We start from the raw sequence: 19992 nt of genomic DNA, 5'->3' as shown, positions 1-19992 counted from the left end.
CGCCACCGCGCAACACCTCCAAGTCACTGCCGAATCGCTCATCGTGACACCCGCCACCGACAACGCCCCCGCACGTATATGACTGGCATCTATTCGGGAAAGATCGCCAGCCTAACGCTGCATCAATAAATGCTGACTGAACGTCAACCTCAGGTGTTGCTCAGATGACTTGACACGCCACCCGCACCTATGCATTACCGGCGGTCACAAGCGTCAGCGGCCCCCTCCCCGCCGCAGCAGGAAGGGGGCCACATCGTTGCTACCTCACACTGACATCGTGCTCGGTGCCGAGCACATTGGACCGGCGTCTTGCCGGGGATCAGTCGAGAACAGGACACATCCGCCCTGTGCCTCGATCACCCAGCCATTGATCCCGTCGCCCGCCGGGGGAGCGTCGTCCTTCAGCGCCTGCTCAAGGACGGGAAGAGCCTGATCTTGCGCATGCGGCGCCCCAGTGGTCATCAGCACCAGATCACACGTGTTGTCGCTCGTGATCTGCGTAACCGTCACCCCGGACGCCGACAGGGACGAGCGCATGTCGGGCGTGTTCATCTGCTGTGTCACCTGCTTCAGCGCACCAGCGTCACAGGATGCCGGGGCGGCCGGAGCAGCCGAGGACGACGCAGTCGGCCCGATACTCGCCGTCGTGTGCGACGGTGCCGCATCAGGCTTGTGCGCCGAGGAGCAGCCCACCGCCCCAACGCCCAGACAGACAGCAGTCGCTATCGCGGCAACAGTGCGCTTCATCACTTCTCCTCCTGGCGCTCAAAGGGGTTGACCGATCCGGCACGCAGTGCCCACGAACCGCGCGGGCGCTCGAACCAGGCTTTGGTTTCCGGATGGCGCATCTGGGCGACGACCAGCCCGCCGATCACGATGTCCACCACCCCCTGGGGCAGTTGCGCCAGGCCGCCGATCACGGCCAGCACGCCCCACACGAGAGTGGTGACCCGAACCGCGTTGCCGCCGTCCTTGAACCGCAGGCCCAACACCAGCTCGACGACGCCGAGCACGACAGCCGCGACAGCTTCCGCATAGATCATGTTCGTGGTCAGGCCCGCCGCACTCGCCTGAACAGCGAACGAATGCGCCATCAGCCCCACGAACACGCCGACCAGGATGGACAAGCCCGCTATCACGAACAGCAGCACCCGCACCATGCGCAAGCGCGTCGGCATCGTCTCCTGCACAGGCGCGGCAGCGTTCGTATCCGGCGCCTGTTCGGGTGAGGGGTAAGAGTATTTCGGGTCGCTCATCAAGAGCCCTTTCTGATTAAAGAGAACAAAGAGAAAAAACAGGAAGGAAGAGGTCACACGATGGGTGCCGCAGTACCAGGCCGGACGCCGCACGGCCGACGCCTACGCCTCAGCGCAGACGCTCACGAACTCGGCCCCCAGTACTGACCTTCGCCGTAGTAGGCGCACTGCACGTCTTTTGCGTAGCCGCACACCGGCGCGGACAGATACGCCTGTGAGACCCACCCCGTGTAGCCCGCAGGCAGACCACCAGCCGAGTCACGCAACAGCGTTACCTGGTCCCACTGCTGATAGGACCCAGCCTTGGCAACGGCGGTGATCTCCACCGGGTCCCCCGCGTACAGCTGACCTGTGATCGTGCCGTCAAGGCCCGGCGCAGCCCGCACCCGCAGCCCATCCACCTGCACAACCGGTGGAGTATTCACCGGAGTCGATCCGGGCCAGCACTGGCAGGACCGGGGACGCCTATTGACGGCTCCGGCGCCGGCGCCGCAGGCTCGCCCCTACCGCCGTCGGTTTGGGCCGATGCACTGGTCACACCCGCGCTCATCGCAAGCACCATGGCCCCGGCAACCGCCCGAGCCCGCATGCGCGTACGAGAAACCATCTGACTGCCTTTCAACTCGAACCACAACGAGAACCCCAACCTCATCAGTCAGGAACTCGTCCGGATGAGTTACAGCATCAGTCTTCTCATGCCATGCGTCAACCGCTTATCAGGATGAGTTGCCACTGAAGGCTGAAGACTCCTCTTCGGAACTATCAGTCTCGGCTTGCGCCTTCGGGCCAGATGACCCGGACGGGGACGCCTGTGCGTTCCGCGTACGCAACGACATCGGCTGTACCGCCGTAAGCCCGCGCGGGCTTCCCGTCCCAGACGGCGATCAGTTCATCGACCAGTCCGACCAAGATTTCACTCCCAGCTTGGTGAGCATGCGAGTCCGACTGGACGAGACCTGTCCGATGGACCTCGACGGCTCGCCGAAGCAACGCGTCATACGTGTGGTGGTGCCAGCGAGGCAGACCATCACGGTAGGCGGTCGCGGGTATCACGACCTCGATCCGTCCGCCGTGATCGAGTACGGCCTGCGCGAACCACGCATCTGGGCCGTCCGCGATGCACGAGACTCCTACAAGGTCATCTGGCGGGTACTGCTGCACTTCGCCGCGCAGAGCTGCACGAATCAGCTTCTCGGACTGCTCGGGCATCCCGCGGTGTCCGGTGATCCCCAGTCGCATGGCGTGTACCCCTTCCCGTAGCTGTCACAGGTAGACGCCGTGTAGCCGCGCGTCGAAGTCGCGCACCACCTTGGGTGGCGTGGCTGAAGTGTAGGCGCGCCGTAGCGCACGGGCCCGCTCCACAATGCGGCCGGATCGGTACCGCAGGCCCGTCTCAACCGCGCTCGTGGCCAGTGCGAAAGCGCCATCGAGCCGTCCGGCAGCCATATGTCCAGACGCGACGTCCAGCACCAGCAATGCCCGTTGCTTTTCATGCCCAGAGGCAAGTGCAGCACCCGCAGCGTCCTGCGCAGCGAACACCCATGCGGAAAGTCCCAGCCGAGCACCACAGGACATCCGGCAAGCAGCGACCTTGCTGTGATTGAAAGTGAACACCCACGGCCACGGTGGCGGGTCCTCGACGGCGATCTGATCTGTCCTGCGCGCTGCATCCGCCAACGCCCCGTCGGTTGCATCGGGGTCGCCGACGGCGGCGTGAGCAAGCGCCTCAACGGTGGACAGCCATGCTTCGGCGATCGCTGGCCGCTTGTCACCGATTTGCCGTCTCGCAGACTGTACGAGGTTGAGCCCTTGAGCCGCATTGCCCGTATTCGCCTCGAACTGAGCAAGGCTCCCGAGTTGATACGCAGTGAGCAACCCGTCACCGGAGCGCTGCGCGGCTTTGATCGCGGTCCCGTACCAGGTGCGCGCCGAGCCATGGTCTCCCATGTCCCACGACAGCCAGCCGGCCAGACTCGCAACCTCGCTCCCGACGGCAGCAAGCCGAGCGCGCTGCTCATCGTGTGCCGCCTCACTCGCGACGATCTGGGCGAGGCGCAGATGAGCAAGCACAGGCTCGGAGAGATGGCGAGAGGGAGTTGCGCCTTCCATCCGGCGAAACGCCGTGGTAGCCAGTCGAAGCGTGGCGGCCTGGGTGCCATCGCTGCCAGGCGCATTCGATGCGGGGAGAGCTGCAAGCACCGGTGCCGTAGCCATCGCTGCTGCACCGGCGAGGAAGTTGCGCCGTTCCACTTCGGTTCCGTTCACCTGTGCGGCCTGCGCCGCTGCGTGATCCGCGAGGCCAACGAGCCGCGGCGGGATCTGTAGATGCGTCGCGGCCCTCGCGAGGATGTTCATGTTGTAGGAGGCAGTCCCATGCATCTCCAGACGGGAGATGGCCGACTGGCTGATCCCGCAAGCCTCGCCGAGCTGCTTCTGCGATACGCCTACGGCAATCCGAGCCAGCCGGACCACCCGGCCGTAATCGCCGGTCCGTGAAGCATCGCGGATGGCCTGCGTTGACCAGTTCATCGATGTGTCGCCCCTGACCTAGTTCGTACATGAGCCCGGATGCCCACGAGCCGCCCGTATGCGCGGCGTGCATGTCCGTATGCGCCGTGCGGGTCATTGCTGGCCCGTCCAGCATGGCGCGCGGTTTGGTCAGTCCACCACCCGCAGTCAAGACGCGGACACCTCTTGTTAGTCCCGGGCCGTTCAGCCCGGGCGTTCAGGCTCCAGGGGAAGGCCGACATGACCACCAAGCCGCTGGCGTTCATCTACGACCGCCACGCCACCCCGACCCAGGCGATCATGCTGCTTCGCGTGGGCGCGTGCCGCCAGTACGCGGAGGAGCGAGGCTGGGAGATCGCCGGAGAGTGGGTCGACTGCGGTAACGATGCCCTCACCGACGATCACCGGCCCGAATTCGACCGGATGCTTGCGAATCTGCTGGGCTCGCACCGAGGCGGCCGGACCACCGTCTGTGTCGTCTGTGATTGGGACCGCCTCAGCCGTGACCCCGAGCAACGGCAGAAATTCGCACGTCAGGTGACATGCGCTGGGGGTTGGATTGAGACGATCGCAGGTGAGACGTCCAAACGCGCGGACCGACAGCGTGGGCTTCTCAACGCTGCTCCGGATGGTGGCGCATGAACGTCAAGCGCCCGTTCTACCTTCTTGCCGCCTTCGTCGGACGCCTCGCAGGGCCGCTTTTCATGATCACGGTCTCTGCAGCGTGTGGATTCGTGATTGGCGTAGCGGTGGCAATGCCACCCACCTAGACCCCCACCCCGGCCGCATGCCTCGACAGCGACCACGGCCGGAGCGGGTCTGCAGTGCACCACTCCAACGAGGAGGGAACACGCATGACAGCAACAATAAATGACCTGCGAACCGGCAGGTCCCTGGTCAGTGACGAGCTGTTCAGCAGCATCGTTCACTTCGTCGTCGTCCACAGCGGTGAGACACAGCAGCGCGCCGAGCGGATCACCGATCAGGCGGTTGCGTTCCTCGCTACGGTCGCCGTCTCCACTGAGCCCATGGTCCCGTCAGACGACGTCGATAAGGGGCTACACGCCTTCATCCTGCACACCGCCAATTACGCAGCGTTCTGCGACAAGCACGCGGGCCGCATGCTGCACCACAACCCCGCGCCGGGCGGACCCGGCCGAAGCGAAACCGCCGTGCGGGCAGCGGCACTCGCGCTGAAGACAGCGCGGTTCCAGGTCTTCGACGACCTGTGGACCGTCAACGGCGCCAGCGTCGCCCAGTGCGACTCGGACTGCGGACGACCGTACGGAAGCTGACGCCCGGATAGTCTCCGAGCGGTGATCTGAGACAGGGCCGACCCTCTGCCCGTCAGGGGGTCGGTCCTTCGGCGGAGGGAGCCGAGATGAACGTTGCAGAACACTGGCACGCATTCGAGTACGTGGGCCATGAACGGCCAGCCGACAGCTTGCGTGTCGACCCGACCAACCCCACGCCGCCGCTTGAGATCGGGCATTGGCTCCGCAAGCCTGCCCGGCATGTAGCCGAGACGTTCACAAACGACGACGCAGGCCGCAAAGAAGCGTCCGAATGGATGCGCCAAGGTGGCGAGGAGCACGCCCCCGCTGACGGCGACAGCTTCCCCCTGGACGCGCGCATGACCTACGTGAACGACGACCTACAGCGCGGCGCCGATGTGATCTGGGGCTACTACACCAAGAAGCAGCGCTACCACTCACGAGCACTCGTAGCTTGTCCGCGTGAGGGAATTTCCTGTCCCTATGGACGGTGAAAAACCGATAGCACAACCCTTTTCGTCTCTCCCTCATGCTCCCGGCTCACAGGCGAGGCCGATGTATCCCGGGTATCGCTACTCCGCATCAGAACTCGACACCCAGTCGTACACCAAGCGATCCTCAATCGGCGTGTGGTCCCCCTGTCGGGCGGCAGGCTTCAGGGTGACCTTTTTCAACGCGCACCGCAATAGCATGCGTTTATCATCTATTGTCGTCTCGTCGTCGTCCCACGCCTTGGCCAGCATCTCGCCATCACGCAGGGGACTTAGATCCGTCGCGCGGTCAAGTTCCTCAAGCGTGCTTGTCATAGACTCGATTGTCGCCTGCTGTGCGGCACTCAACTCCTCGTACCGCTCTTCGGTGAGCTTGCCGTACACGTAGTAGTCGTCCTCAAGTTTCTTCACGCGCTTCCGAGCGCTCTCCAGAGCTTCCCTGGCGTGCTCTTTCCTCGCCTGCGTTTCAGGGTCAGAAAACGACAACCACCGACGGCCGATGGTGATAAGAACGGGGTCTTCCGGCTCCAGGCTTATCACGTGCGCCATCCATGCCTGCGCGACAGCGAAGTCAATACGCGCCGCGAGGGATACCACGCCTGGGCAGATAGAAGCCCCTCGCTGCTGCCTCCTGTCGCACCGGTAACGGCCACCACGATGGGACATCGGTCCCTTACAACGTCCGCACCGCAGGATGCTTGTGCACAGATACCTGACGGCCGGTTTGCCGGAGCGCCTGTTTTGATCCGTCCGCTCACCGATAAGAGACTTGATCTTGTACCACTCGGCGACGGTGACGACGCCCTCACCGCACATGACGGGATTCCCCTCGGCATCAGTAAGAGGCTCCCCGTACCCTTCCCACACATCCAGGGGATTACCGTGCTCATCCGTCTTGCGCATACGGTTGGGAACCATCCCGGCAAACAGGGGCGACTGGGCGAGCTTGCTAACCGCGGTCCCAGACCACGACTTTCCGCTACGTGTCCGATAGCCCTCTTCGTTCAGCTTCCACGCCGTACGGGTCGTGGTCATTCCCTCTAGCAGCAAGTCAGCGAGACGACGAGCTGCGGCGAACTCCATTTCGTGGGGCTGCACCTTGCCCGATCCCGTAGGACCATAGAGACCAAACGGAGGCCGCCCCGTACCACGCCGCCCCTCCCCCTTGTGTTCGTCGTGTCCATTCTTTACACGCAGGCCAATGTCCTTGGCTTCCTCCCGCGCACGTTCACTCAGAATCCCGAAGATGATCCGAGCGCCCGACGTTGAGCTGTCCAACGACTCCGTGACGGAGACGAGCCGCGCACGCCGCATGTCGAACTCGTCTAGCATCCGCCCAACGGCGCCCATCCCACGCCTGTCGAACCGGTCGGTCTTCCACACCGCAAGGGTCTTCGACTGACCTTCGAGGATCGCCTGAGTAGCTTTCTCGAACTCGCGGCGCCGTACGTAGGTCTTGGACGCGCTCAGCTGCTCGAACCACACGCGCCGGATCTGGAGCCCTTGGCCCTGCGCCCAGCGCACGATGTCCTTCAGATGCCCACGCAGCGCCGCCAGGTCTTCCCGCTTCTTGCTGCGCCGGAGGTATGCCTCCAGGAGCTCGCTGGGCTCCCCCTCGGCCGGCTTGTCCAACCCCATCTCGGCAAGCTCTTTGGCAGTGAACCCCAGTGCTTCCAGCGTCGGTTGATCTTCACGCATCGCGTATTGCCCCTCCCTGACGGTGCGTTCAAGGAGAGTCTAGCGAGACGTGGACCTTTCTATGCGCACTTCTCGAAGTGGGGCACCACCCACGCCCGGTCGACCGAGTAGCGGGCGAAGCCGCCACCGAGCTGGTCGTAGATGCCGCCACGGGCCATCGTCTCGCAGGTGTCCCGGGCCATCTGCAGGGCGGCCTCGGAACCGGTACGGGCGTGATGACGCAGCAGGAACTCCACCACCATCGACGGCGGGAACTTCGGTGCACCGCCGAACCCGCCGTGGACCGGGTCGTACTCGCGGGTGAGCGTGAGCAGCGCGGTGTGCAGCTCCTGCGCACCAGGTGCGGCCGACGCGCTGCTCCCGTAGGTCACCTGACGTCCCGCCAGGTCACCGGCGATGCGCGCCGCGACCTCGCCGACCTCGCCCCGCCGGTCCCGCCACGCCGCCCGCACCCCCTCCAGCACCTGCCGCAACCCGGGCATCCCCGGCCGCGGTTCGGGCGGGAAGTACGTCCCGAAGTAGAACGGCTCGGCCTCCGGCGTCAGGAAGACCGTCATCGGCCAGCCGCCCTGCCCCGTCGCCGCCTGCACCGCCTCCATGTACACCGCGTCGACGTCCGGCCGCTCCTCCCGGTCGACCTTGACCGGCACAAAGTGCTCGTTGAGGAGCGCCGCAGTCTGCTCGTCCTCGAACGACTCGTGCGCCATCACATGGCACCAATGACAACTCGAATACCCGACGCTCAGCAGCACCGGCACCCCGCGCCGGCGCGCCTCCTCAAAGGCCTCGTCGCACCACGGCCACCAGTCCACGGGTTGTCGGCGTGCTGGAGCAGGTACGGCGACGTGGCGCCGGCGAGTCGATTGGCCATACCCCTATCCTCGCGCACCGCCCGGCGAGCCCCTCAAACGCCGCACCTTGAACCGTGAACGGGCGGCCGTGCTGCCGGATATGCCGCCAAGTGAGGTACAGGGAATGGGCCGGGGGAGTGGATAGATCCCCTTAAGCAACCCTTATGGTCCCATCTCGCCATGTTCATCCTTGATTCTTATCTTACGTTCCTCTTAGTGACGATCTGTGGCGCTTCGTAAGCGTGGAGACAGAACCACGCCGCCGCAGAGGCATGGAGGAAACAACATGCGCCGTACGCGCCTTACTATCGCAACCCTCTCGATGGCGGCCTCCGCCATCGCGCTGGGGGTGCCCGCTGCCACCGCCGCTTCCGCGGCCCAGCCCTCCGGCACCGGAGGGGTGCACGTGGTGGCCAACGACCACCAAGGTGACGGTGGCTTCAATGACGAGGGCCGGGGCCGGCACCGGAACCGGCGCCACCGCCACCACCGCCGTGTTCGCATCCACTGGCACCACCGCTGCGGCCGCGGCTGGGACAGCGGCTATGTCCGGGGCACGATCCGCGACCGCGACCGCGACCGGGACCGGCGCTTCGACGGCGACCGCGACTTCCGCGACCGCGACCGCCGCGACAACGACCGCTGGCCCCGTGGCTGGATCAGCCGCTGCGAGTGGCACAGGGGCGAGCGGGGCGAGCGCACCTCGTACGCGGTGCCCGTCGGCGCGGTCAAGGCCGGTGTCGGTGGCTCGGTCATGAACACCGCCCTTCCGGAGGTCGCCGCCGGCGGTGCGCTGGCTGCGGTCGGTCTGGCCGCAGGTATCGGCGCCATGCGTCGCCGGTCCTCGAACTGACCGACTCTCTAACGAGTACTTCCGACTGCAGAAACTGAAAGCAAACCGTGGTTGATTCCCGCCGGGCCTACGGCGGGTCTGGCTCGGCGGGTCTCAGCCACGGACGGAAGGGTCAGTCGACGGCGGGATCTCGGCGCACTGCCGAACCCGCCGTCGACCGCTGTTCACGGACCGAAGCGGTGGACCGAAGCCGTGGACCGAAGCCGTCCTCACGATGATGCCCATCCACTGCCGCGATGCGACCGGCTTCGAAAGATTCATGGGCCATCACATGGCGCCAATGACAGCTTGAGTACCCCACACTGAGCAATCGACAGGGTTGTCGGCATGCTGCAGGAGGTAGGGAGAGGTCGAGCGGCTGAGTCGATCGGCCCTCCATCCACCTCACGCACATGGGACACCCCATATACATCGAACACGGGGGGAGAGCATTGAACGACGTGCCCGAGCCGGTCGGAGCACCTCTCACGCTGCGCGAGCTGCGGGAGGAGCACCGGGCGGATGCGGAACGGCTGCTGGAGCACGCGGTCGCCGAGGAGGCCGGCGGCTCCAAGCGGCCGGTGGACGAGAAACTTCTGCTCTCGCGGGCGCGTGCAGCGCTCGACGAGATCGCCGCGGGCGCCGCCGAGGAGTACGCCGCCTACCTGCACGCCCTGGACGCCGAGCCCGCCGACCCCGCCCGTGAACCGCTGGGCACGCCCCTGCTGCTCGCCGGGGTGTGCGGGGCCACCGCCTTCGCCATCGACCTGGGGCAGGGGCTCTCCGGCGGCGCGGCGCTCACCACGGGCGTCGCGGTGTGCGCGGCGGCCGCAGTCGCCACCGGCGCCAAGACCGCCGCGGTGCGCTGGCCCACCGCCCGGCGCCGGGCCGCACTGCGCGGCGAGCCCGGCGGGCCGGAACAGCTGAGGCTGCAGTGGCTCACGGCCCTGGAGCGCCGCGGCGTGCGGCCGTGGCTGGAGCAGCAGCGCGTGGTGATGACGTCGCCGCTGAAGACGGCGAAGACGGCGAGGGCCGCGGTGCCGGCGCAGTCACGTCGCAGCGACCGCTCTGCCGCGGCCCGCCAACGCGCCGTGCTGGCGCAGTCGTTCGCCCACCTGCCGCAGGCCGACGGCCCGTTCCCCGGCCGCCATACCCACCTCTCGCAGATCACCCAGTGGGTGCAGCAGGCCCGCGCCTCCACCGAAACCAAGCCCACCGTCGTCATGCTGTACGGCCCGACCGGCTCGGGCCGCAGCGCGCTCGCGGTGCGCGCCGCGCACCAGCTGCGCGACCAGTTCCGCGGCGCATGCGTGGTGACGCTGCGCGGAGGCGATCAAACACAGCCGCGCGAAGCGCGTCCTGCAATGGGTGGCGGTGGGTGGCGGGAGGGAGAACCGCCGCTGTCCACCAGGGAGGCGCTGCTGCATCTGCTCAACCGGCTCGGCGCCCCGCGCGAGCAGTTGCTCTTCCGCGAGCGGCCCTCGCAGGAGCAGCACGTCAAACGGCTGAGCGAGCAGTACCAGAAGCATCTCGCGGGAACGCCGGTCGTCATCGTGCTCGACGACGCCTCCGACCCCGAGCAGGTGCGCACGCTCGTCCCCGAGCACTCCGACAGCCTGGTGCTGGTCACGTCGGCCGCGCCCCTCGACCTCGACCTGCCGTCGGCGTGGGTGCACGCCCTGGAGGTCGAGGAGCTGGGCAGCGGCAGCGCGACCGAACTGCTGCGCGCGCTCGCCAGTGCCGGTGAGGGCGCCGGTGAGGGAACCGGCGGCCAGGAGCTCGACGAGGACCCCCGATCGGCCGAGCGCATACGGCAGTTGTGCGGCGGCCTGCCCCTCGCCCTGACCATAGCCGGCTCCTCGCTCGGCTCCCGTACGCTGCGGCGCCTCGCCGACGACCTCGATGCGTACGGGCCGCTGGACCCGTTGGAGCGGGCGCTGTCGCTGCGCTACCACGACCAGCCGGAGCCGTCCCGTCGCCTGCTGCGCCGCCTCGCGATCGCCGGACGGGCGAGCCTGGGCGCGGCCGCAGCGGCCGCGCTCCTGGCCACCGAGGAGAGCGAGGCAGCACGCAGGCTGGAGGAACTGGCGCAGGCAGGGCTGATCGAGCACGTCCGCGGAAGCCGCTACCGGCTCCACGACGTCGTCCGCGGCTTCGCAGGACGGCGGCTGATGGACGAGGAGGAGCAGAGCGAGCGCACCGCCGCCCAGGAACGCCTGATCCGTACCTACTCCGAGCTCGCCGACTCGGTGATCCGCCTCGTCGACGGCAAGACCTCGACGCGCGCCGACACCTTCGTGGGCGGCGCCGTCGGCTCGCACGGCTTTCCCTCACTCGACCAGGCGCTGCGCTGGCTGGACGACGAGTCGAGCTTCATCACGGCGACGCTGCGCGGCGCCGAGGACGTCGACCAGGCGGCCGTGCTCCACCTGCTCGGCGCGCTGTGCGACTACTGCCTGCTCCGCGGCGACCTGTACCGGCTCGGTGAGATCAGCGAACTGACGCAAAGCGTCGACCAGGGGCTGCTGATGCGCTCCGTGCAGTGGCGTACCGGCATCGCCGCCCGCCAGCTGGGCGAACTCGACCGGGCCCGCTCGACGCTCACCTCGGTGGTGAACCTCTACTTCGAGGCGCAGCACCCGGCGGGGGCGGCCCGCGCGCTGTGCAGCCTCGGCATCACCCTGCACCACCAGGGCAACCTGCAGGAGGCGGCCGCCAAACTGCACGAGGCGCTGGACCTGCAGTCCACCGACGAGCTGCGGGCCGACCGTGCCTGGACGCTGCATGCCCTCGCGGCCGTCCTGCGCGACCAGGGCAGGGTCGGCGAGGCGCTGGAACTGCTGCTGCTCGCACTGGAGTTGCACGGCGAGAGCGAGAGCGTCCACGGCCAGGCGTGGGCACACATGCAGCTCGGCCAGGTGTATGTGCTGCTGGGTCAGGTGGAGCTGGCGGAGACCGAGCTGGGTCACGCGATGGACGAGTACGCAGTGACCCGCGACAACCGCGGCACCGCCTGGACGCTGACCCAGCTGGCACGCGCCCGGCTGGTGCTCGGCGAGGCCGACGAGGCGGTACGGCAGCTGAACGAGGCACTGTCCCGGCACCGCGACAACGAGGACGCCCGCGGCGAGGCGTGGACGTTGTACTACCTGGGCCAGGCCATGGAGGAGGCCGGCGACACGGACGCGGGCCTGCGCTCGCTGGAACGGTCCCGCACCATGTTCAGCCGCATGCGCGACGTCTACGGCCTCGCCTGCGCCCGGCACCACTCGGCCCGGCTCACCCGTGACCAACGGGCGCGCCAGGTCGACAACCTGCGCAACAGCGGCTTCGCCCGGCAATTGCTGCAGGATGCCCGCCAGGACTTCCGCAGGGCGGGCGTGGCACACGGCGAGGCCTGGTCGTGCCTCGAACTTGCGGTGATCGACGCGGGCAATGAGCGGATCCCCGAGGCGCTCGACCTCACGGAGGAGGCCGGCAGGCTCTTCGCGGGGATCGGCGACCGGCGGGGCGAGGACTGGGCGCGCTTCCTGCGCTGCACGTTGCTGCCCCTGGCGTCGGAGGAGGGCACGAAGGCCGCCCGCGAGGACCTGGCGGCACTCGTCGACGCCGACCACGAGGGCCGCGAGCCGGCACTGCGCGAGTACATGCAGGCCTGGTCCGTGGTGCTGCAGCGAGGCGTGCTTCCGGGTGAGCCGTGGGAGGTCTGGCGCCTCGGGATGACCCCGACCCGCTCCTCAGGTGACCGTCTCTCCGTACAGGGCGCGCCTACGGCGTAAGGGGCGCGACGGCGGCGTGGTGCGTGCTCCCTGGCCGGGGGCACGCACTACTCGTCCGTCGTGTCACCGCCGTCGGCGGCGCCTCCCTCTTCGAAATCGATCTTCTTGAATTGCTTGTTCATGCTTTTCATCAGCAGCCAGCAGGCACCGCCGATGGCCGCGAAGACGACAAAGCCGATCAGGCCCGGCGTGACCTTGTTCTCGTCGAAGTCGGCCAGCTGGACGACGTGGCTGGAATGTGCGGCCAAGAAGGCGAAGGAAGCGTTCACGACAGCCATTGTCTACCTGGCCCCGTCAATGCCTGCAAAGAGGTCGTCCTCGGGCAGCGAGGTGTCCACGCGCGACTTCGCCAGCTCGTAGTCCTCCGTCGGCCAGACCTCCTTCTGGATCTCCATCGGCACATGGAACCAGGGCCCGTCCGGGTCGATCTGCGTGGCGTGCGCCAGCAGCGCCTTGTCGCGGATCTCGAAGAAATCGCCACACGGCACGCGGGTGGTGAGCTGGTGCTCCCGCCGGTTGAAGGTCTCCCAGCGCTCGAGCCACTCCCCGTACGGGGACTCCATGCCGCGCGCGAGCAGCGCCTCGTGGAGCGCGAGGGTGCGCGGCCGGTTGAAGCCCTGGTTGTAGTAGAGCTTGAGCGGTGTCCACGGCTCGCCCGCGTCGGGGTAGCGGTCCGGATCGCCCGCGGCCTCGAAGGCCACCATCGAGATCTTGTGGGTCATGATGTGGTCCGGGTGCGGGTACCCGCCGTTCTCGTCGTACGTCGTCATCACGTGCGGGCGGAACTCGCGGACCAGTCGGACGAGGGCCCCGGCGGCCTCCTCGACGTCCTGCAGCGCGAAGCAGCCCTCGGGGAGCGGCGGCAGCGGGTCGCCCTCGGGCAGGCCCGAATCGACGAAACCGAGCCACGCCTGCTTGACGCCGAGGATCTCGCGGGCCAGGTCCATCTCACGGGCGCGCACCTCGTGGATGTTCTCCTCGATGTACGGGTCGCCCTGGAGCTTGGGGTTGAGCACGGAACCGCGTTCACCGCCGGTGCAGGTGGCCACCAGGACGTCGACGCCGTCGGAAATGTACTTGGCCATCGTCGCCGCGCCCTTGCTGGACTCGTCGTCGGGATGCGCGTGCACGGCCATCAGTCGCAGCTGATCGGTCAAGGCAAGATCCTTATTCACGTTGCAGGCGGGCTGCAGGAGTGGTGTCGGTGGCTGGCGGTAACGCCCTCTATAGTGACCGACGCAGGGCCGCGAATAATTCCGCGGCCCCCCGCTGTGCGGCCCCTAGTGGAGGAACGATCATGACCGCCGTGCGCGACCGGCTGCCCGAGGGGCGTTACGGACGCGCGGACGCGGCCCGTACCGAGCGGCGGCTGAAGGCGCTGGGTGCGGTGCTCGGCGCCGTGCTGCTCGCGGTCGTGGGCTGGTCGGCGTGGTGGTACCTGTCCACCAATGACGTCAGCGGGCAGGTCGTGACGTTCACGGTCGTCTCGGACTCCGAAGTGCAGGCCCATCTGGAGGTCCACAAACCCGTGGGCACCACGGCCGTGTGCACGCTGCGCTCGCAAGCGCCGGACCAGTCCGAGGTGGGCCGCAAGGACGTGACGCTCGCGCAGCACGCGTCAGTGGTGGACACCATGGTGACGATCCGCACCACAGCCCGCGGAACCACCGCGGAGCTCCTCGGCTGTCAACGCGCTGACCAGCACTGACACCCTTCGGGTCGGCCGCAGGGCGAAACGGATTTAACACTTCCCTTCTCCCGCCCGCTCGCGGGAATTGTTACGCTCGTGGTTTCGCCCGCCCGAGGTGGCGCACGCTTGTCGGGAGGGCGTTCAGTGCATCTGGATGCGTCCGACCGACGGAGCACGAGCACGAGCACGGCAACAGAGCACTACCAAGCAAGAAGCTACAAAGCCGAGTACCGACGAGGAGCACCTGTGACCCAGACCAGCGACAACGTCACCTGGCTGACCCAGGAGGCGTACGACCAGCTCAAGGCCGAGCTGGAGCACCTGTCGGGTCCCGCACGCGCCGAGATCGTGGCCAAGATCGAAGAGGCCCGCCAGGAGGGCGACCTCAAGGAGAACGCCGGCTACCACGCGGCGCGCGAGGACCAGGGCAAGCTGGAGCTGCGGATCCGCCAGCTGACCCAGTTGCTCCAGAACGCCAAGGTCGGCGAGGCGCCCGCGGACAACGGCATCGTCGCGCCCGGCATGGTGGTCACAATCGCCTTCGACGGCGACCCCGACGACACCCTGACCTTCCTGCTGGGCTCGCGCGAGTATGTCTCCTCGACGATCGAGACGTACTCCCCGCAGTCCCCGCTGGGCTCCGGAGTCAACGGCAAGAAGGTCGGCCAGGACGCCACCTACGAGCTGCCCAACGGCAAGGCGGCGTCGGTGAAGATCCTCGACGCCAAGCCGTTCCAGGGTTGAGCCGCAGCGTCGGCCGGAAGGCTCACGCGCCGAGGCCCCCGTACCGTCCGCGGTACGGGGGCCTCGCGCATCGCCCGGCGTCTGGGCGCCGGTCCGCCGGGCTCAGGCCGTCGCCGAGCGGTACCTGCGCACCGCCAGCGTGCGGAAGACGAGCAGGATCAGCAGCGACCACAGCAGTGAGGCCCAGACCGGGTGCTCCATGGGCCAGGCGTGGGAGGTCACTCCCTGCGGGTTGCCGAACAGCTGACGGCAGGCCTGCACGGTGGCGCTGAACGGGTTCCAGTCGGCCACGGTCCGCAGGAACGCCGGCATGCCGCTGGTCGGTACGAACGCGTTGGAGATGAACGTCAGCGGGAACAGCCAGATCAGGCCGCCGGACGTGGCCGCCTCCGGCGTGCGCACCAGCAGGCCGATGAGCGCGCCGATCCAGGAGAAGGCGTAGCCGAGCAGGAGCAGCAGTCCGAACGCGGCGAGGGCCTTCGGGAAGCCGTCGTGGATCCGCCAACCGACGATCAGCGCGACGACGGAGAGCACGAGCATGGTCAGCGCGGTCTGCACCAGGTCGGCGAGAGTGCGGCCGGTGAGCACCGCGCCGCGGGTCATCGGCAGCGACCGGAACCGGTCGATCAGGCCCTTGTGCATGTCGTCGGCGATGCCGGCGCCCGCGCCTGCCGTGGCGAAGGTGACGGTCTGCGCGAAGATCCCGGCCATCAGGTAATTACGGTAGACGACGGGGTCGTTGCCGTGCTGGCCGGGCACGGGGATGGCGCCGCCGAAGACATAGGAGAACAGCACCACGAACATGATCGGCTGGATGAGGCCGAAGATGACGACCTCGGGGATGCGCAGCATCCGGATCAGGTTGCGCTTGGCGACGACGAGCGAGTCGCGCACCGCCTGGACCGGGCCGCCGCCCGGACGCGGGGCGAGCGCTCCTCCCGCGGTTTCAGCGGTTTCGGCTATGGCGGTCACTTGGCTGCCTCCTCGGCCTGCTGCTGTTCTGCTGCTTCGTTTGCGGGTGCTTCTGCGACGTGGCCGGTGAGCGAGAGGAACACGTCGTCCAGGGTCGGGCGGCGCAGCCCGATGTCGTCTATCTCGATGCCGCGGGTGTCGAGTTCGCGGATGATCTCGGCGAGCAGCTTCGCGCCGCCGGTGACCGGGACGGTGATGCGCCGGGTGTGCTCCTCCACGGTCGGCGCGCCCTTGCTGAAGCCGGCGAGTGCCGCGGTGGCCGTGGCCAGCAGCTCGCGCTCGTGCACGACGACCTCGACGCGCTCGCCGCCGGTCCTCGCCTTGAGCTCGTCGGAGGTGCCGCGCGCGATGACATGGCCGTGGTCGATGACGCAGATGTCATGGGCGAGGTGATCGGCCTCCTCCAGGTACTGCGTGGTGAGCAGCAGCGTCGTGCCGCCGGCCACCAGCTCCTGGATGACCTCCCACAGCTGCTGGCGGTTGCGCGGGTCGAGGCCGGTGGTCGGCTCGTCCATGAACATCACGGGCGGGCTGACGACGAGGGCCGCGGCGAGGTCGAGGCGGCGCCGCATGCCTCCGGAGAAGGTCTTGGCCGGCCGGTCGGCTGCTTCGGCGAGGTTGAACCGTTCCAGCAGCTCAGCGGCGCGAGCCTTGGCCGCGCGTGCCGTCATCTGGTAGAGCCTGCCGACCATCTGCAGGTTCTCACGGCCGGTGAGGTATTCGTCGACGGCGGCGAACTGGCCGGAAAGACCGATCGAACGCCGCACTTCGTTGGGGTGTTTGAGGACGTCGATCCCCGCTACGACGGCCTTGCCGCTGTCAGGCTTGAGGAGGGTGGTCAGGACGCGTACCGCGGTGGTCTTCCCGGCACCGTTCGGGCCCAGCAGGCCGAGCACGGTGCCTTCGGGGACATCGAGGTCGACGCCGTCTAGAGCCCGTACGTCGCCGAAGGTCTTCACCAGGCCTTCGGCATGGATGGCGCCTGGCATGTGGGTTCTCCCGAGGTGTGGGTTGCGTGATCAGAAAGCGCGCGATCGAGGGTTCGGCGGTGGAGCGACGCCATGGAACACATGGCACCCATGAGACGATGCCGATACATCGCGACTACCGAAGGATGCGATATATCGCGTCTCCCGTCAAGCGGTTTTTCATATGTGCGCGACGGCCCAGCGGCCACCTCAGTCGATGACGGCGTACCCCGCGTCGCTGAGCGCCCGGCGCACCTGCGCACAGTGCTCCGGCCCCTTGGTCTCCAGGTGCAGCTCCACCTCCGCCTCCGTGAGCCCGAGGCGCGGTTCGGTCCGCACATGGCTCACGTCGAGCACGTTAGCGTCCACCTCTGACAACACCCCCAGGAGCAGCGCCAGCGCCCCGGGCCTGTCCACAAGACGCAACCGGAGCGACAGATAACGCCCGGCCGCCGCCATGCCATGGGTGAGGATGCGCTGCATCAGCAGCGGATCCACGTTGCCGCCGGAGAGCACCGCCACCACCGGGCCCTCGAACCCCTCCGGATCGGAGAGCAGGGCCGCCACCGGGCTCGCCCCGGCCGGCTCGACGACCATCTTCGCCCGCTCCAGGCAGAGCAGCAGCGCACTGGCCAGCGCGTCCTCCGACACCGTACGGACCTCGTCGACCAGGCCGCTGACGATATCGAACGGCACGTCGCCCGGGCGGCCCACCTTGATCCCGTCGGCCATCGTCGCCGGCGCATCGATGGAGACCGGACGCCCGGCTGCGAGCGACGGCGGATACGCGGCAGCGCCCTCCGCCTGCACCCCCACGATCCGCACGTCGGGACGGAGCGCCTTGACCGCGACCGCGATCCCGGCCGCGAGACCGCCGCCGCCGATCCCGACCACGATCGTGCGCACCTCGGGACACTGCTCCAGGATCTCCAGGCCGACCGTGCCCTGACCAGCCACCACGTCCGGGTGGTCGAACGGGTGAATGAAGACGGCGCCCGTGGAGCGCGCGTACTCCTGGGCGGCGCGCAGCGTCTCGTCTACCACCTGCCCGTGCAACCGCACCTCCGCCCCGTACTCACGCGTCGCCGCGACCTTCGGCAGCGGAGCGCCCACCGGCATGAACACCGTGGCCCGCACCCCGAGCAACGAGGCGGCGAGCGCGACACCCTGCGCGTGGTTCCCGGCGCTCGCCGCCACCACGCCCGCCGCCCGCTCCCCGTCGCTGAGCCCGGCGATCCGCACATACGCGCCGCGCAGCTTGAACGAGCCCGTGCGCTGCAGGTTCTCGCACTTGAGATGGACCGGGGCGCCGACCAGCGAGGACAGATGACGACTGCCCTCCAGCACGGTCATCCGCGCCACACCGGAGAGCGTCTTCTGGGCAGTGCGCACATCGTCGAGGCCGACGGCCACGGGATTGACGTCCATGCGCCCAGTCTGGCAGTGCAGGGCGGGTTCGGGCCGGGAGGACCGAATCGCGGAATTCCGGCGCCGCACGGATTGCGCTGCGCAGATTCGAGGTACAGCGCGGGTTTGGGCCGGGAGGGTACAGGGAAGCGCTTGGCCGCGTACCCTTCCGACATGCCGACCTCTGTTGACGTCACATCCTCTGCACTCTACGAGCGCCTCCAGCACGAGGTCGCGCTCTTCGCCCGGCGCGCGGAGCAGACCCGGCTCGGCGGCGTGGGCAAGGCCCGCAACTCCATGGACCGTGCGGCCTACCTCCTGCTCAACCGGCTCGACCGGGAAGGCCCGATGGGCGTCAAGGCGCTGGCCGAAGGCATGGGCATCGACTCCTCCACGGTGACCCGCCAGGTCGCGCCGCTCGTCGAGTCCGGGCTGGTGAAGCGGACCTCGCACCCCGAGGACGGACGCGCCGTCGTGCTCGCCCTCTCCCCGCGCGGCCGCTCGCGCCTGGAGGAGGTACGGGCATCGCGCTGCCAGCTGATGGCCGTCGTCACCGCCGACTGGACGCAGGACGAACGCGAGTCGTTCTGCTCGCTGCTCGCCCGCTTCAACGCGGCCCTTTCCGACTATCACGCGGCGGCGGGAGGCGCGGAGCCGGCGTAACCGCCGTACCGGGTCGTAACGCAGGTTCGTGACGAACCGTGTATTGACCTGTTGCTGTCCGGTACAGGTCAATAGCGTCGTGGAAGCGGTCGGAGCGCGGCGAGCACACCGCGCGGTGCGCGAGCGCCGCCGGGCGTGCGAGTTCGAGGCGTTCACCGCCGGCGCGGCCGGCCGTCTGCTGCACGTCGCCACCCTGCTCGCCGGCGACCCCGCCGAAGGCGAACGCCTGCTGGTGACGGCGCTCGCCCGGACCTACGCGGACTGGTTCAGGCTGCGCGGCGAGGACCCGTACGCCCGCACCAGCCAGGAGCTCGCGGCGGCCTTCTCCCGCCGCGCCTGGCACTACCGCCGCCCCCGCGGCGGACTGCTCGACCGCCTCCCGCCGCGGGAACGCCTCGTCCTCGTCCTGCGGATGTACGAGGGCGTCGCAGAGGAGCAGGCCGCCGCGCAGCTCGGCCTTCCCACGGAGCGGCTGCGGGCCCTGTGCATGCACGCCGTCGCCACGATGCGCAGCACCCCGGGATCAACGGGCTCGGGCAGCGCCGGAGGCGCCAGGTGACCACCCCAGGGCGGGGGTCGTTCCGCCGGACACCGGGCCGCAAGGTGGACGAGGTCCGGCGAATGCTGGACGCACCGCACCCGCCCGCGCCGCCCGACCTCGCGGAACGGGCGATGGAGCGGGGCAAGCGGCTGCTGCGACGCCGACGGCTGCTGCACGCCGCCCTGTGGACGCTGCTCGGCGTCGCCGCGGCGGCAGGCACGGTGCTCGCCGTCCATTACTGGCCGCAGCCGACCGTCATCGCACCGCCGATGCGCGGCTGGTGATCGGGCGCAGTGATCGGCGATCAGCCCTCCGCCG

The 19992-nt window shown here is 68.2% G+C and carries 21 protein-coding genes and 2 pseudogenes; 10 read left to right on the top strand and 13 right to left on the bottom strand.

What is annotated here, in order from left to right:
• Positions 1 to 264: 264 nt before the first annotated feature.
• From NGB36_RS16980 to NGB36_RS16960, 5 genes are all read right to left on the bottom strand, one after another.
• Entirely contained in the window at positions 265 to 747 is a 483-nt protein-coding gene (locus NGB36_RS16980; RefSeq protein ID WP_255921143.1) for a hypothetical protein, read from the bottom strand.
• Positions 747 to 1349 carry a hypothetical protein gene (locus NGB36_RS16975; RefSeq protein ID WP_255921142.1) on the bottom strand — a complete coding sequence of 201 codons (603 nt, stop codon included), beginning with the start codon at positions 1347 to 1349 and terminating at the stop codon, positions 747 to 749. Before NGB36_RS16975 ends, NGB36_RS16980 begins: the two co-directional genes overlap by 1 nt.
• A 29-nt stretch (positions 1350 to 1378) precedes the next feature.
• Entirely contained in the window at positions 1379 to 1681 is a 303-nt protein-coding gene (locus NGB36_RS16970) for an SH3 domain-containing protein (RefSeq protein WP_255921141.1), read from the bottom strand.
• A 337-nt stretch (positions 1682 to 2018) separates the two neighbouring features.
• On the bottom strand, positions 2019 to 2495 hold the full coding sequence (locus tag NGB36_RS16965; RefSeq protein ID WP_255921140.1) for a hypothetical protein: 477 nt from the start codon (positions 2493 to 2495) through the stop codon (positions 2019 to 2021).
• A 24-nt stretch (positions 2496 to 2519) separates the two neighbouring features.
• Positions 2520 to 3785 carry a helix-turn-helix domain-containing protein gene (locus NGB36_RS16960; RefSeq protein WP_255921139.1) on the bottom strand — a complete coding sequence of 422 codons (1266 nt, stop codon included), beginning with the start codon at positions 3783 to 3785 and terminating at the stop codon, positions 2520 to 2522.
• A gap of 219 nt (positions 3786 to 4004) precedes the next feature.
• Here NGB36_RS16960 and NGB36_RS16955 point away from each other — a divergent pair, with 219 nt between their 5' ends.
• The 3 genes from NGB36_RS16955 to NGB36_RS16945 all read left to right on the top strand — a co-directional run bounded on the left by NGB36_RS16955 (position 4005) and on the right by NGB36_RS16945 (position 5532).
• Positions 4005 to 4406: a recombinase family protein gene (locus NGB36_RS16955; RefSeq protein ID WP_255921138.1), complete on the top strand. Its 402-nt coding sequence runs from the start codon at positions 4005 to 4007 to the stop codon at positions 4404 to 4406.
• Positions 4407 to 4618: 212 nt separating this feature from the next.
• On the top strand, positions 4619 to 5059 hold the full coding sequence (locus NGB36_RS16950) for a glycine-rich domain-containing protein (protein WP_255921137.1): 441 nt from the start codon (positions 4619 to 4621) through the stop codon (positions 5057 to 5059).
• A gap of 86 nt (positions 5060 to 5145) precedes the next feature.
• Positions 5146 to 5532, top strand: a complete 387-nt coding sequence (locus NGB36_RS16945) for a hypothetical protein (RefSeq protein WP_255921136.1) — start codon at positions 5146 to 5148, stop codon at positions 5530 to 5532.
• Positions 5533 to 5610: 78 nt separating this feature from the next.
• Here NGB36_RS16945 and NGB36_RS16940 read toward each other — a convergent pair whose 3' ends face one another.
• Positions 5611 to 7227 (bottom strand): recombinase family protein, encoded by a 1617-nt coding sequence (locus tag NGB36_RS16940; RefSeq protein WP_255921135.1) that lies wholly within the window; start codon positions 7225 to 7227, stop codon positions 5611 to 5613.
• 68 nt (positions 7228 to 7295) lie between these two features.
• Positions 7296 to 8098: pseudogene (locus NGB36_RS16935) on the bottom strand (thioredoxin domain-containing protein); the annotation flags it as partial.
• A 266-nt stretch (positions 8099 to 8364) separates the two neighbouring features.
• On the opposite strand from NGB36_RS16935, the gene NGB36_RS16930 reads away from it, so the two are divergent.
• Complete coding sequence (locus tag NGB36_RS16930; protein WP_255921134.1) at positions 8365 to 8931, top strand: hypothetical protein; 567 nt, start codon at positions 8365 to 8367, stop codon at positions 8929 to 8931.
• Between the two features lie 214 nt (positions 8932 to 9145).
• Here the strand turns inward: NGB36_RS16930 and NGB36_RS16925 are convergent.
• A pseudogene (locus NGB36_RS16925) lies at positions 9146 to 9267 on the bottom strand (DUF255 domain-containing protein); the annotation flags it as partial.
• Positions 9268 to 9410: 143 nt separating this feature from the next.
• Here NGB36_RS16925 and NGB36_RS16920 point away from each other — a divergent pair.
• Positions 9411 to 12689: a tetratricopeptide repeat protein gene (locus NGB36_RS16920; RefSeq protein WP_255921252.1), complete on the top strand. Its 3279-nt coding sequence runs from the start codon at positions 9411 to 9413 to the stop codon at positions 12687 to 12689.
• 47 nt (positions 12690 to 12736) lie between these two features.
• Here NGB36_RS16920 and NGB36_RS16915 read toward each other — a convergent pair whose 3' ends face one another.
• Positions 12737 to 12958 (bottom strand): hypothetical protein, encoded by a 222-nt coding sequence (locus NGB36_RS16915; RefSeq protein WP_372509464.1) that lies wholly within the window; start codon positions 12956 to 12958, stop codon positions 12737 to 12739.
• Between the two features lie 12 nt (positions 12959 to 12970).
• A complete protein-coding gene (mca, locus tag NGB36_RS16910) occupies positions 12971 to 13846 on the bottom strand; it encodes a mycothiol conjugate amidase Mca (RefSeq protein ID WP_255921132.1) in 876 nt (291 codons plus the stop codon).
• Between the two features lie 140 nt (positions 13847 to 13986).
• Between mca and NGB36_RS16905 the strand changes: the two genes are divergently transcribed.
• Together NGB36_RS16905 and greA are read left to right on the top strand one after the other, a co-directional pair.
• Positions 13987 to 14397 (top strand): DUF4307 domain-containing protein, encoded by a 411-nt coding sequence (locus tag NGB36_RS16905; RefSeq protein ID WP_255921131.1) that lies wholly within the window; start codon positions 13987 to 13989, stop codon positions 14395 to 14397.
• Positions 14398 to 14625: 228 nt separating this feature from the next.
• Complete coding sequence (gene greA, locus NGB36_RS16900; RefSeq protein WP_255921130.1) at positions 14626 to 15123, top strand: transcription elongation factor GreA; 498 nt, start codon at positions 14626 to 14628, stop codon at positions 15121 to 15123.
• Positions 15124 to 15225: 102 nt separating this feature from the next.
• Here the strand turns inward: greA and NGB36_RS16895 are convergent, their stop codons facing one another.
• The 3 genes from NGB36_RS16895 to ilvA all read right to left on the bottom strand — a co-directional run bounded on the left by NGB36_RS16895 (position 15226) and on the right by ilvA (position 18491).
• Complete coding sequence (locus NGB36_RS16895) at positions 15226 to 16095, bottom strand: ABC transporter permease (RefSeq protein ID WP_255921129.1); 870 nt, start codon at positions 16093 to 16095, stop codon at positions 15226 to 15228.
• Complete coding sequence (locus NGB36_RS16890) at positions 16092 to 17084, bottom strand: ATP-binding cassette domain-containing protein (RefSeq protein ID WP_255921128.1); 993 nt, start codon at positions 17082 to 17084, stop codon at positions 16092 to 16094. Before NGB36_RS16890 ends, NGB36_RS16895 begins: the two co-directional genes overlap by 4 nt.
• Positions 17085 to 17273: 189 nt before the next feature.
• The gene (gene ilvA, locus NGB36_RS16885; RefSeq protein WP_255921127.1) at positions 17274 to 18491 is read right to left on the bottom strand and encodes a threonine ammonia-lyase; all 1218 of its coding nucleotides are present in this window, start codon (positions 18489 to 18491) and stop codon (positions 17274 to 17276) included.
• A 153-nt stretch (positions 18492 to 18644) separates the two neighbouring features.
• On the opposite strand from ilvA, the gene NGB36_RS16880 reads away from it, so the two are divergent.
• The 3 genes from NGB36_RS16880 (at position 18645) to NGB36_RS16870 (ending at position 19958) form a co-directional block, all read left to right on the top strand.
• On the top strand, positions 18645 to 19133 hold the full coding sequence (locus NGB36_RS16880; protein ID WP_255921126.1) for a MarR family winged helix-turn-helix transcriptional regulator: 489 nt from the start codon (positions 18645 to 18647) through the stop codon (positions 19131 to 19133).
• Positions 19134 to 19212: 79 nt separating this feature from the next.
• Positions 19213 to 19692 (top strand): sigma factor-like helix-turn-helix DNA-binding protein, encoded by a 480-nt coding sequence (locus tag NGB36_RS16875; protein ID WP_255921125.1) that lies wholly within the window; start codon positions 19213 to 19215, stop codon positions 19690 to 19692.
• Positions 19689 to 19958, top strand: a complete 270-nt coding sequence (locus NGB36_RS16870) for a hypothetical protein (protein WP_372509463.1) — start codon at positions 19689 to 19691, stop codon at positions 19956 to 19958. Before NGB36_RS16875 ends, NGB36_RS16870 begins: the two co-directional genes overlap by 4 nt.
• The last annotated feature ends 34 nt before the right edge of the window (positions 19959 to 19992 follow it).

This window comes from Streptomyces humicola (assembly GCF_024436035.1).
In the GTDB taxonomy this organism is placed as follows: Bacteria; Actinomycetota; Actinomycetes; order Streptomycetales; family Streptomycetaceae; genus Streptantibioticus_B; species Streptantibioticus_B humicola.
The sequence above is the reverse complement of the archived record's forward strand: the minus strand, read 5'-3'. Positions and strand labels throughout refer to the sequence as shown.

Bases quoted from the DNA above. Each gene is read 5' to 3' on its own strand.
- NGB36_RS16880 (WP_255921126.1), top strand. From the start codon at position 18,645: ATGCCGACCTCTGTTGACGTCACATCCTCTGCACTCTACGAGCGCCTC.
- NGB36_RS16930 (WP_255921134.1), top strand. From the start codon at position 8,365: ATGCGCCGTACGCGCCTTACTATCGCAACCCTCTCGATGGCGGCCTCC.
- NGB36_RS16940 (WP_255921135.1), bottom strand. From the start codon at position 7,227: ATGCGTGAAGATCAACCGACGCTGGAAGCACTGGGGTTCACTGCCAAA.
- NGB36_RS16980 (WP_255921143.1), bottom strand. From the start codon at position 747: ATGAAGCGCACTGTTGCCGCGATAGCGACTGCTGTCTGTCTGGGCGTT.
- NGB36_RS16945 (WP_255921136.1), top strand. From the start codon at position 5,146: ATGAACGTTGCAGAACACTGGCACGCATTCGAGTACGTGGGCCATGAA.
- NGB36_RS16965 (WP_255921140.1), bottom strand. From the start codon at position 2,495: ATGCGACTGGGGATCACCGGACACCGCGGGATGCCCGAGCAGTCCGAG.
- NGB36_RS16950 (WP_255921137.1), top strand. From the start codon at position 4,619: ATGACAGCAACAATAAATGACCTGCGAACCGGCAGGTCCCTGGTCAGT.
- NGB36_RS16955 (WP_255921138.1), top strand. From the start codon at position 4,005: ATGACCACCAAGCCGCTGGCGTTCATCTACGACCGCCACGCCACCCCG.
- NGB36_RS16960 (WP_255921139.1), bottom strand. From the start codon at position 3,785: ATGAACTGGTCAACGCAGGCCATCCGCGATGCTTCACGGACCGGCGAT.
- NGB36_RS16890 (WP_255921128.1), bottom strand. From the start codon at position 17,084: ATGCCAGGCGCCATCCATGCCGAAGGCCTGGTGAAGACCTTCGGCGAC.
- ilvA (WP_255921127.1), bottom strand. From the start codon at position 18,491: ATGGACGTCAATCCCGTGGCCGTCGGCCTCGACGATGTGCGCACTGCC.
- NGB36_RS16905 (WP_255921131.1), top strand. From the start codon at position 13,987: ATGACCGCCGTGCGCGACCGGCTGCCCGAGGGGCGTTACGGACGCGCG.